Source organism: Flavobacterium sp. (assembly GCF_027483985.1).
Classification (GTDB): domain Bacteria; phylum Bacteroidota; class Bacteroidia; order Flavobacteriales; family Flavobacteriaceae; genus Flavobacterium.
Genome location: NZ_JAIXTJ010000024.1, coordinates 79,254 through 91,339, shown reverse-complemented (window position 1 = coordinate 91,339; position 12,086 = coordinate 79,254). Strand labels below are relative to the sequence as shown.

At 31.3% G+C, this 12,086-nt stretch carries 11 protein-coding genes; 8 read left to right on the top strand and 3 right to left on the bottom strand.

The window, feature by feature from the left end; all coding sequences use genetic code 11:
- The first annotated feature begins 149 nt into the window (after positions 1 to 149).
- Together Q0050_RS06100 and Q0050_RS06095 are read left to right on the top strand one after the other, a co-directional pair.
- Entirely contained in the window at positions 150 to 737 is a 588-nt protein-coding gene (locus Q0050_RS06100) for an ACP phosphodiesterase (RefSeq protein ID WP_298393340.1), read from the top strand.
- A complete protein-coding gene (locus Q0050_RS06095) occupies positions 734 to 1,402 on the top strand; it encodes a DNA alkylation repair protein (protein ID WP_298393339.1) in 669 nt (222 codons plus the stop codon). Before Q0050_RS06100 ends, Q0050_RS06095 begins: the two co-directional genes overlap by 4 nt.
- Here Q0050_RS06095 and Q0050_RS06090 read toward each other — a convergent pair whose 3' ends face one another.
- The gene (locus tag Q0050_RS06090) at positions 1,403 to 1,966 is read right to left on the bottom strand and encodes a hypothetical protein (RefSeq protein ID WP_298393337.1); all 564 of its coding nucleotides are present in this window, start codon (positions 1,964 to 1,966) and stop codon (positions 1,403 to 1,405) included.
- Position 1,967: 1 nt separating this feature from the next.
- A complete protein-coding gene (locus Q0050_RS06085) occupies positions 1,968 to 2,900 on the bottom strand; it encodes a hypothetical protein (protein WP_298393336.1) in 933 nt (310 codons plus the stop codon).
- Between the two features lie 174 nt (positions 2,901 to 3,074).
- Here Q0050_RS06085 and Q0050_RS06080 point away from each other — a divergent pair, with 174 nt between their 5' ends.
- The 4 genes from Q0050_RS06080 to Q0050_RS06065 all read left to right on the top strand — a co-directional run bounded on the left by Q0050_RS06080 (position 3,075) and on the right by Q0050_RS06065 (position 7,634).
- Positions 3,075 to 4,082 carry an SIMPL domain-containing protein gene (locus Q0050_RS06080; protein ID WP_298393335.1) on the top strand — a complete coding sequence of 336 codons (1,008 nt, stop codon included), beginning with the start codon at positions 3,075 to 3,077 and terminating at the stop codon, positions 4,080 to 4,082.
- Between the two features lie 8 nt (positions 4,083 to 4,090).
- Positions 4,091 to 4,561: a hypothetical protein gene (locus tag Q0050_RS06075; RefSeq protein WP_298393334.1), complete on the top strand. Its 471-nt coding sequence runs from the start codon at positions 4,091 to 4,093 to the stop codon at positions 4,559 to 4,561.
- 91 nt (positions 4,562 to 4,652) lie between these two features.
- Positions 4,653 to 6,473: a chloride channel protein gene (locus tag Q0050_RS06070; RefSeq protein WP_298393332.1), complete on the top strand. Its 1,821-nt coding sequence runs from the start codon at positions 4,653 to 4,655 to the stop codon at positions 6,471 to 6,473.
- 198 nt (positions 6,474 to 6,671) lie between these two features.
- The gene (locus Q0050_RS06065; RefSeq protein ID WP_298393754.1) at positions 6,672 to 7,634 is read left to right on the top strand and encodes a Fic family protein; all 963 of its coding nucleotides are present in this window, start codon (positions 6,672 to 6,674) and stop codon (positions 7,632 to 7,634) included.
- A 53-nt stretch (positions 7,635 to 7,687) separates the two neighbouring features.
- Here the strand turns inward: Q0050_RS06065 and Q0050_RS06060 are convergent, their stop codons facing one another.
- The gene (locus tag Q0050_RS06060; RefSeq protein ID WP_298393330.1) at positions 7,688 to 8,209 is read right to left on the bottom strand and encodes a hypothetical protein; all 522 of its coding nucleotides are present in this window, start codon (positions 8,207 to 8,209) and stop codon (positions 7,688 to 7,690) included.
- Between the two features lie 177 nt (positions 8,210 to 8,386).
- Here Q0050_RS06060 and uvrA point away from each other — a divergent pair, with 177 nt between their 5' ends.
- Both uvrA and Q0050_RS06050 read left to right on the top strand, forming a co-directional pair.
- Positions 8,387 to 11,218 carry an excinuclease ABC subunit UvrA gene (uvrA, locus tag Q0050_RS06055; protein WP_298393328.1) on the top strand — a complete coding sequence of 944 codons (2,832 nt, stop codon included), beginning with the start codon at positions 8,387 to 8,389 and terminating at the stop codon, positions 11,216 to 11,218.
- Between the two features lie 58 nt (positions 11,219 to 11,276).
- Complete coding sequence (locus Q0050_RS06050; RefSeq protein WP_298393327.1) at positions 11,277 to 12,002, top strand: TIGR00730 family Rossman fold protein; 726 nt, start codon at positions 11,277 to 11,279, stop codon at positions 12,000 to 12,002.
- The last annotated feature ends 84 nt before the right edge of the window (positions 12,003 to 12,086 follow it).

Here is a 12,086-nt window from a genome sequence, read left to right as displayed (position 1 = left end):
CAAATATAAAAGTTATGATTTGGTTTTCAATAAAACATTGAAAGAATTAATATATTTACAAAACAATTATAAATTCAAGAAGCGTTTTGATAGTTGAATGGATTCAAAACCATTTAAACTCATAAACACTTAAACTTTTAAACTATTTAATGAATTTCCTAGCTCACATATACCTTTCTGGAAACAACGATTTGCTTAAAATTGGAAATTTTATGGCTGATAGTGTTCGTGGGCATCATTATTTGGATTATCCAGACGAAATTCGAAAAGGTATTCTTTTACATCGTTATATTGACACTTTTACTGATGCTCATCCCATTTACCGTAAAAGTAAACATAGATTACACGAAAAATATGGACATTATTCTGGTGTGATTATGGATATAGTTTATGACCATTTTTTAGCTAAAAATTGGAACAATTATTCTGATGAAAAATTAGAGGATTATGCAGATGAATTCTACAAATTACTTCAAGATAATTACGACATTCTAACAGAAAAAACGAAAGGAATGTTACCTTATATGATTGCTCGAAATTGGTTAGTAAGTTACGCGTCATTGTCAGGATTAGAAATGATTTTATTTCAAATGGATTACAGAACTAAACATCGCGCACATATGCAAGAATCGATTGTTGAAGTTCAAGAATTTTATACCGAATTTGAAGAAGAATTTACTTTGTTTTTTGAAGAATTACGAAAGCATTGTGAAGAAAAATTGAAAGAATTAGAATGAACTTTATACAAAATTTAGAACACGATTTACATCTAAAAGCCAATCGAGAACTAGCTATTCCGATGGAGAATTATATGAAAAATAATTTTTCTTTTTTAGGAATTAAAACCGAAGAAAGAAGAACTATTTTCAAAACCAATTATGAAAAGTATAAAACGGATCTTAAAGCAAATTTCAGAACAATTGCTTGGGAATTATTCAATAAAAATGAACGAGAATTTCATCAATGTGCTATCGATTTATTGGTGAAAGAATTCAAGAAAAACTATGTTTTAGAGGATATTAAATTAATTGAAAAATTAATTACTACAAACTCTTGGTGGGATTCAGTTGATGTTGTTGCCAAATATTTGCTCGGTGGCTATTTACAACAATTTCCAAATGAAACTTATGAAGTAATTGAACGCTTTTCGAACTCCAATAATATGTGGTTGAACCGAAGTGCTATACTATTTCAATTGAGTTATAAAGAAAAAACCAATTTTGATTTACTAAAATCGGAATGCGAAAAACATAAAGAATCTAAAGAGTTTTTTATTCAAAAAGCAATTGGTTGGGCTTTGAGAGATTACAGTCGTTTTAATCCAATTGGTGTTACAGAATATGTAAATTCAACTAACTTAAAACCTTTAAGTCAACGTGAAGCATTGAGAAATATAAAGTAATTACATTTCTCCTAAAAGTGTAGAAAAAACTACTTTAGTTTCTTCACCAAACATTTTTGGGGTTTCGTAAAAATATACTTTTTGAACAATTTTAGTTTTTAAAACTATGCCCGATTTTGTTCTTGAAACAGTATATCCCGTTTTCCAACTTTGATATTCTACAGAATCATATCTGCTTTCATCAGAAACTGAAAATAAAATGGGTTCAGAAATTAAAAGCTTTTGAATAAATTGTTGTAAAGTTATTTTATCAAAAGAATCCGAAGTAAAATCAATCACCAATGTATTGGGATTTTGAAATAACAAATTGATATTTTTGACCACTTCTTTCTTCAAATCATCATTCAATGAAGCATCAGTAAGCATCTGAAAATAAGAAAACAAATCTTCAACTTTAGTTTTAGAATTTTCTTGATAAGCATTCAAAACTTTGGCAGAAAATCTTTTATTTAAAGACATTGTTGCAACAGATTTCTTTTCTGAAACACTCTCTTTCAAAACATCTTGAGCATTAACAAAAAAGCTACACAATAAAATAACGATAAATAAAAATTTCTTATTCATTCTATTCCTGTTTAATTCTAATGAACTGAATTTTATCAGTAGCATCGTTTTTAATTTCAACAATCTTCATCTTTTTTAACGAAGCCGTTGGTATAATCAACTTTTGAGAAAACTCGCTTTTATTGAAATATTCTGCTCCCAAATCGTCTTTCAACATCACAATTACTTCCAAATTATCTGATAATATTTTATTCAATTGCTCTTTTCTAGTTTGCCAATCTTTAATATCTGATAACATAAATGCTTTGAGCATCATCGCATAATCATCTGGTTTTAAATCAATTCGTTTTGGTGGTTCAGTTGTTGTTCCATTTGAATTTATAACTATTGTTTTAGGTTCGTAAAACGGACTTTGAATAACCAATTTTGATTTCTCATTACCATTATTTGAAACTTGAACTTTACCTTCTTTTATTTCTAATTCTTGTTTGACCGAATCTTTGACTTCAAAAACTTTGACTTCTTCTGCATTGACTTTTTCATTAGTATATTCATTGTTTAATTGAATTGTTTTAGGTTTTGACTCTTCTTTTTTGCTAAAAAAAACAACAACCAAAGCCAATGGAATAAATAATAGTAACAACCATTTCTTAGAAATTTTCGATTTTTCAACTTGTTCTGATGGAGTTCCTTCAATTTCGTGAACAATTTTTTCTTCAAATGTAAACTCATCCCAACCTGAAAAACCTACAAATTCCGATAGAATATTCAGCATATCTTTTCGTGGAATCTTGCTGTTGGTTTCGGGTTTTAAATGCGTGTAAATCCATTTTTCACTAATCGTTTGCTTACACTTTTCTTCGATTAAACCAATCAAATTTTGAATGTCTTGCGAACTAAATGTCTTCCAAGTTCCTTGAAAAAAAGGATGATGCTCTTGATATTTCAAAAGCACTTTTTGTTTCAATTCCTGAAATTTTTCAAGTTCTGTCATTCTAATTATTCGATTCAAATGTAAGGATACAGTGCGATAGTTCTATTGTAAACCAACTGTAAAAGTGCTGTAAATGTAAGTAAAAAACTTTACAGTTAGTTGAAAGTAGTTTTACCAAACCAACTTTGAAAAACGAGACTATCATTGCATCATTAATTTTAAAAACTTAAAAAAATGAAGACACAAATTTTAACAACAATCGCTCTTACACTAGCATTAAATTTTGCAAATGCGCAAGATATGGGAAATGCTCAATACGAGAAAAAAGGAAACGCCGATTATGGAAACGGCGCTTACGGAAATGGTGGCTACACAATTAATAGAGTAAACACGATTCAAACCACTTCAAGCAGTCAAGACGAAATGGTCTTGACGATTAAAGGAATTTATAACGAACGTGCTACTGCTCAAATTGCAACATTTGCTGTACTTCAATTAGGAAAAACTGCCGAAGAAGCCACTAACTTAATTGACGAACGAATTGGAAATGTTATGAAAGAATTAGCATTATTCAATAAAGAAATTGTGGTTGAAACCGATATGATTTCGTTTGTTCCAACATATGATTATGCTGTTGATAAAAAGATTTTTAATCCGAAAACGTATAACGAAAAACCATCTGGATTTGAATTGAAAAAGAACATCTTAATCAAATTTAGAAACAATAATGATTTTGATAAAATTCTATCCATTTGCGGAAAAAACGAAATTTACGATATTGCTAAAGTAGATTATGTAACTACCAATTTTGACCAAGTTAGAAGCGCAATGCAAAGAAAAGCATTAGAAGTTTTTAAAGATCAAATGGCAAATTATTCACTTATTATGAATACCGATTTGAATAAAAAAGAAAAAATACTTCAAGAAGGTTTTAATGTAACTTATCCGATGGAAAGTTATAGAAGTTATCAAGCGTATTCACAAGCTGATGCTAATTTTGATCCAAAAGGAGAAGTTCATAATATTAAGAAAAACACAACACAATATTATAACCAAGCATTGGTAAAAGATCACAATTTTGTTATGAATCCTGATATTACTGAACCGACAATTCAAGCTTTTTACGACATTACAATTCGAATCAAACTTAAAGAAGACCAATTGCCAAAAAACACTATTATCAGAAACAATAGATACTATATCATCACTGCTGCTGGAGATATTAAATTGTTGAATTTATAATATTTGATATGAAAAAAATACTAATCTTTTTAATTATTTTGGTATCCAATGTAATTAACGCACAACATTGCGGCTATGATTTTTCAGATATAATAGTTTTAAAAGTTCACACAAGAGAAAATCAGAATACGATTCCAAATTTGAAAGTAACTTTAGTCAAAAAGAAAAAAGATAAGGTTGTAAGCAATAAAGTTTACATTTTAACTCAAAATAATAGATTCCCGTTTTTATCTGACGAATACAGCGTCATAATTCCAAGTAGACTTGACATTGAAAATTACTATTTAATAATTGAAAGTTTTTGCGATTATGGAAATAATGACTGGACTTTTTATGGAACAAAAGAAATTAAACTTACGACAATTGACGCATTTCCATTGTGTGGAAATTACAATTCGAATGATTATTATGATTCCTCATTTGGTGATAGAGTTTATAAACCTATTGAGGTAATTCTCAACAAAAGAAGTTGTGAATAAATTCAAAATCCGATGAAAATATCCTTCATCGGATTTTTTTTGTGTAAAATTTTAAAACACTACTTTTGCAAATCGAAGTCATCCAATCAGAATGCCAAACAGAAAGTCCGTAATCGTTCAATTATTTTTTAGAAAAATTGCTCGCCGATTAGAATCATTGTTCTTCTTGGCAAAAACAATTTTGTCTGAACGTAATTTTATTTATCTAGCGGCGGTTGCTGTTGCAATATCTTGTGCTTTGGCTGTGATTATCCTAAAAAGTTTTGCTCACAATGTCTTCATATTTGCCAACTATGCCAATGGATATTTAAAATTACCTTTTGCCAACAGTATTTTTCCGATAATTGGTATTTTGTTGACCGTTTTTGTTATCAAAAAATTTCTTGATGGATCAATAGAAAAAGGAAGCTCGCGAATACTTTATGCAGTTGCGAAAAAAGGAGGAATTGTCCCAAAAAAGCAAATGTACGCACAAATTATTACCAGTTCGTTAACCGTTGGATTAGGCGGTTCTGCTGGATTAGAAAGCCCGATTGTAATTACTGGTGCAGCTTTTGGAAGTAACTTTGCTCAAAAATATAAATTATCACAAAAAGATAGAATTTTACTTCTTGCTTGCGGAGTTGCTGCAGGAATTGGCGCTGCTTTCAATGCTCCAATTGCTGGTGTTTTGTTTGCCATAGAAGTTGTTTTAACTGATGTAGTTATTTCGGCCTTTATTCCGATTATGATTTCTGCGGCAACAGGTGCTTTGGTTTCTAAAGTTTTGTTAAGTCAAGATGTATTACTAAGATTTGAACAGGAACAAAATTTTGATTTTCACAACACACCATACTATGTTTTATTGGGAGTTTTAGCAGGATTTGTATCGGTTTATCACGCAAGAAATTTCAGAAAAGTAGAACACTTTTTTAGTAGATTCAAAAACAACACCTATAAAAAAGCAGTTTTTGGAGCTGCCATTTTAGCGGTTTTAATCTTCTTTTTTCCAACGCTTTTTGGTGAAGGTTATGAAAGTATGAAAACCCTTTCAACAGCACATCCTGAAAGTTTGTTAGAAAATACTTTATTAGAAAGTCATAAAAGCAACGAATGGATTTTACTAGGATTTGTTGGTTTAATTGTATTATTAAAATCTTTCGCAACTGGTTTAACATTAGGTTCTGGCGGAAATGGAGGTAACTTTGCTCCTTCTCTATTTGTGGGATCGTATCTTGGATTTTTTGTAGCAAAATTTATGGATTTGACCAACATCAATTCGCATCTTCCAGTAACCAATTTTACCATTGTTGGAATGGCTGGAATTTTATCTGGATTGTTTCACGCTCCATTAACAGCGATATTTTTGATAGGTGAAATCACTGGCGGTTATGATTTAATGGTTCCGCTAATGATTGTATCTTCAATAAGTTATGCTGTTTCAAAACAATTTGAAAAACACTCTATGGATGTAAAAGCGCTTGCCGATAAAGGCGAAGTTTTTACAAGTGATAAGGACAAAAATATTCTTCAAAGTATTGATTTTCTATCCTTAGTTCAAACTGATATCAAAACCATTACACTTGAAAAAACACTTGAAAATTTGATTGAACATTTGTCAAATTCTAATCAGCAAATTATTCCGGTTTTAGATGAAAAGAATAAGTTAATCGGCATTGTGGATTTTGAAGATATTCGCTCCATAATTTTCAATCCTTACCGAATTAAATTCACAGAAATAAAAGAAATACTTTCGCAACCCAAAGAAATCATTCTTCACGACGACGGAATGGAAACTATTATGGAAAAGTTTGAAACTTCAAATCAAACCGTCCTTCCAATTAATAAAAATGGAAAATTCTTTGGACTACTATCAAAAGTCGAAATCCTTGAAGCTTATCGCGAGCAATTGAAAGAAATGGTTATTGAATAGTTTCAAGTTCAAAAATCAACTTCAAAATTCAACAACAAAACTTAATAATGCTTAAACAATAATTTGACTTTTTAAGTTGAAGTTGACTTTTGAAGTTGAAATTGATTTTTGAAGTTGAAATTGATTTTTGAAAAATTTTAATATCGGATGAATTTAAAATTTGCATTATCCGATATTAAGAAATATCTTTGCGTTGTTATGTGGAACATTGATACAAAATATAGAGAAGAATTTCAATCAACATTCGATAGATTGTATGATAAAATGGCTGTTTTAAAAAGAAGCAGACCATTGCCAAATATTGCTTTGCAAAAAATTAAAGAATCATTATCAATAGAATGGACTTATAATTCCAACAGTATTGAAGGAAATACATTGACTCTTCAAGAAACTCAAATGGTTTTGCAAGAAGGAATTACTGTAAAAGGAAAATCACTTCGCGAACATTTTGAGGCAAAAAATCACGAGAAAGCCATCAATTATTTGTTTTCTATTGTTGATGATAGTTATGAAATTCGAGCAATCGATATACTTTCCATTCACAGTTTGGTTTTAAATATGATTGAAGAAGATTTTGCTGGAAGAATTAGAAATGGCGGCGTTAGAATTTCAGGAGCCAATTTTGTTCCGCCAAATGCCAATAAAGTTTCTGATTTACTTGATGAATTGATTGATTTTGTAACTACCAATCCACTGCAATTGAACGACATTGAATTGGCTACAATCTTTCACCATAAATTTGTTTGGATCCATCCATTCTTTGATGGAAACGGAAGAACTGTTAGACTAGCAATGAATTTATTATTGATGCGAAAAGGTTTTCCGCCTGCTATTATTTTATCTACCGATAGAAAAAAATATTACGAAGCATTAAACCAAGCTAATAATGGAAATTATCAAAAATTGATGTTATTGATGTGTCAAGCTCAAGAACGAACCTTAAATATTTATCTAAGTTCATTGCCCGATAATGATTATGATTTTCAAGAAATTTCAAATATTGTGAGCGAACCTAATTCGCCTTATGGTCAAGAATACATAAGTTTATTAGCAAGACAAGGGAAAATTGATGCTCACAAAGAAGGTAGAAATTGGTATACAACCAAAAAAGCCATTGAAGATTATATAGAAAATCGTCAGAGGAAGAGAAATATCAGTTAGCAGTGTTCAGTTGGCAGTTCGCAAACTGAACACTGACTACTGATTACTGAACACTATTTTGTTTTTTCTCCAACAAAATAATCATTAGTGCTTTTAAACAATACGTTAAAAGTCGTTAAACTACCGTAACATCTTGTTATGTATTGTTGCAATTCAACTTTTTCAGCATTATCTAAATTGCTGGAATTTATTTTTTGCTCCATCACACGAAGTCGATCTCTAACCATAATAATTTTATTGAAAAAGGTATCGATTGGTACTTCTTTATTTTGAGTTGGTGTTCCTGGTTCCATTACCAATTTTCCGCCTTTCCATTTGTCTGCTATGGGAACTATTTGCGTTACATCACTCCATTTCTGCAGAATGTTTTTTAAAGTCTTTTCAACTTCATAAAAACTCACTGAATCCACTTCATCTTCCACAGCTTCAATTACTTCAAATTCACTGTTAACATCAATGGTTTCCAATCCATTTTCGATAAAAGTTACCCAATAATGTTTTGAAGTTACATTCGTTACAACTCCTAATCCAAATTCTGAATGCTTTATACGTGATCCTATTCCTAAAATTTTCATAGTTTAAAATTAATTTTGGTTTCGTCAAATATAAAAATCTTTAACAAATTCTTCTGTTCTGACTAACAAAATTTTACTCATAAAATCGTATTTTTGCATTTCGCGAATTTTTAAAATAGAAAATTCATTCGCAGAAAAAATTATACAGTATACAACAATACAATATAGAGCGAATAAATGCTAGAAAACGAAAATACAATTGAAGTAATTGGTGCAAGAGTTCACAACCTCAAAAACATTGATATTTCTATTCCAAGGGAAAAACTTGTTGTAATTACTGGACTATCGGGTTCAGGAAAATCATCATTGGCTTTTGATACCATTTATGCCGAAGGACAACGCCGTTATATAGAAACTTTTTCGGCTTATGCACGACAATTTCTTGGCGGATTGGAACGTCCAGATGTAGATAAAATCGATGGACTTTCGCCTGTAATTGCTATCGAGCAAAAAACTACAAGCAAATCGCCTCGTTCAACAGTTGGAACCATTACCGAAATTTACGATTTCCTTAGATTATTGTATGCTCGTGCAGGCGATGCTTACAGTTACAATACTGGCGAAAAAATGGTTTCGTATTCTGATGAGCAAATTAAAAATTTGATTAAAGAAAACTTTGCAGGAAAACGTATAAATGTTCTAGCGCCAATCATTCGCGCAAGAAAAGGTCATTATGCCGAATTATTCCAACAAATTGCTAAACAAGGTTTCGTAAAAGTGCGTGTAAACGGAAAAATTACCGACATCACAACTGGAATGAAACTCGATAGATACAAAACACACGATATAGAAATCGTAATTGATAGATTGCAAGTCGAAAACGATGAAGATACCGATAAAAGATTGGCTGAAAGTATCAAAACTGCAATGTATCACGGTGAAGATGTGATGATGGTTATTGAGCACGAAAGTGATGATGTTCGGTTTTTCAGCAGAACTTTGATGTGTCCGACAACTGGGATTTCGTATCAAAATCCGGAACCCAATTTATTCTCTTTCAATTCTCCAAAAGGTGCTTGTGAACATTGTAATGGTCTTGGAATTATCAATGAAATCAACAGAAAAAAAATCATTCCGAATCCAAAATTATCTATTAATAAAGGCGGATTTGCTCCGCTTGGCGAATATAAATCGTCTTGGATGTTCAAACAATTAGAAATCATTGGAGAAAAATATAATTTCAAATTGACCGATGCTATCGAAACCATTTCGGAAGAAGCTATGGAAATGATTTTGAATGGCGGAAACGAAAAATTCTCGGTTGTTTCAAAAACAGCTGGCGTTACCAAAGAATATAAAATTGATTTTGAAGGAATTGCCAAATTTATTAAGACTCAATATGATGATAGTAATTCAAGCTCTATAAAACGTTGGGCTAAAGAATTTATGGACGAAATTAATTGTCCTGAATGTCACGGTTCAAGATTGAAAAAAGAATCACTTTTCTTCAAAATAAATAATAAAAATATAGCCGAATTATCATCAATGGATATTTCAGAATTGACTGTTTGGTTTAATAATTTACCAAAAGAATTATCTGAAAAACAAAAAACCATCGCAACTGAAATCCTTAAAGAAATTAATGATAGATTAAAATTCTTGATGGATGTTGGGTTAAGTTATTTGTCATTGAATCGAAGTTCTAAATCACTTTCTGGTGGTGAAGCGCAACGTATTCGTTTGGCAACACAAATCGGTTCACAATTGGTCGGCGTACTTTATATTTTAGATGAACCAAGTATCGGTTTGCACCAGCGTGACAACGAACGATTGATTAATTCTTTGAAAAATCTTCGTGATATCGGAAATTCGGTTCTTGTAGTGGAACACGATAAAGATATGATTGAAGAAGCCGATTATGTAATTGATATTGGTCCGAAAGCCGGAAAATATGGTGGAAACATCATCAGTAAAGGAACACCAAAAGAGTTGTTGAAAGAAACAACAATCACAGCGCAATATATGAATGGCACAATGAAATTTGACATTCCGAAAACGCGTCGTGAAGGCAACGGAAAATCAATAAAGTTATCTGGTGCGAGCGGAAATAATCTTAAAAATGTCTCAGTCGAATTTCCATTAGGAAAATTAATATGTGTAACCGGAGTTTCAGGAAGCGGAAAATCTACATTGATAAATGAAACGCTCTACCCTATTTTGAACGCACATATTTACAACGGCGTGAAAAAACCGCAACCTTACAAAAAAATTGAAGGTTTAGAACACATTGACAAAGTAATTGACATCGATCAAAGTCCGATTGGAAGAACACCACGATCCAATCCAGCGACTTATACTGATATTTTTAGTGAAGTACGAAATCTTTTTACGATGACGCCAGAAGCTATGATTCGTGGTTATAAAGCCGGAAGATTTAGTTTTAATATAAAAGGCGGAAGATGTGAAACCTGCGAAGGTTCAGGTGTTAGAACTATCGAAATGAGTTTCTTGCCCGATGTTTATGTAGAATGTGAAACGTGTCTTGGAAAGCGTTTTAATAGAGAAACTTTGGAAATTCGATTCAAAGGAAAATCAATTTCTGATGTTTTGAATATGACTATTGATGAAGCCGTTCCATTTTTTGAAAACATTCCAAAAATTCAACGAAAAGTGCAAACTTTGCAAGATGTTGGATTAGGCTATATCACACTTGGTCAACAAAGCACAACACTTTCTGGTGGTGAAGCGCAACGTATAAAATTGGCAACCGAATTATCTAAAAAAGATACTGGAAATACGTTTTATATTATGGACGAACCTACAACCGGTTTGCATTTTGAAGACATTCGTGTGCTAATGGATGTAATAAATCGACTGGTTGATAAAGGTAATTCTGTTTTAATTATCGAACACAATTTAGATGTAATAAAACTAGCAGATTACATAATTGACGTTGGTTTAGAAGGCGGAAAAGGTGGCGGAGAAATTATTTGCAAAGGAACTCCAGAAGAAATTGTGAAGAATAAGAAAAGTTATACGGCGCAGTTTTTGAAAAAAGAATTACTTTAGCAGGCTTTTTTTAGCGCAAATAATACTACCCAAAATAATAAATTATAAAATATAGAATATGAAATTTGAAGAATTTGCAAGCGAAGACGATTTAATTAAAGATAAATTACAACAAAAAACTTGGAACGAAATACGAAGTAACGACTCGTGGGGAATTTTCAAAATTATGTCTGAATTTGTGAATGGTTATGAAACTATGGCTAGAATTGGACCTTGTGTTTCTATTTTTGGATCGGCTCGCACAAAACCTGACAATAAATATTACTTGTTGGCAGAAAAAATTGCTTTCAAAATCAGTAAAGCTGGTTATGGCGTAATCACTGGTGGCGGACCAGGAATTATGGAAGCTGGAAATAAAGGTGCGCATACTGGCGGAGGAACTTCGGTAGGTTTAAATATTGAATTACCGTTTGAACAACATTACAATCCGTATATTGATAAAGATAAAAACTTGAATTTCGATTACTTTTTTGTGCGTAAAGTAATGTTTATCAAGTATTCACAAGGTTTTGTGGTAATGCCAGGAGGTTTTGGAACTTTAGACGAAATGTTTGAAGCGATAACTTTAATTCAAACCAAGAAAATTGGTAAATTCCCAATTATTCTTGTGGGATCACAATACTGGTCAGGATTGATGGACTGGATCAAAAACGTAATGATTACCGAAGAAAAAAATGCCAATATCGAAGATTTAAATTTGATTAAAATTGTGGATACCGAAGATGAAGTTGTTGAGGCTTTAGATAACTTCTACAAAAAATACAATTTAAGTCCGAACTTCTAACTTTAATTCCAATTATAAAATTCCAAATTCCAATTAGTACTTACATTGGAATTTGGAATTTAGTTTTTTGAAAATTTTAATTTT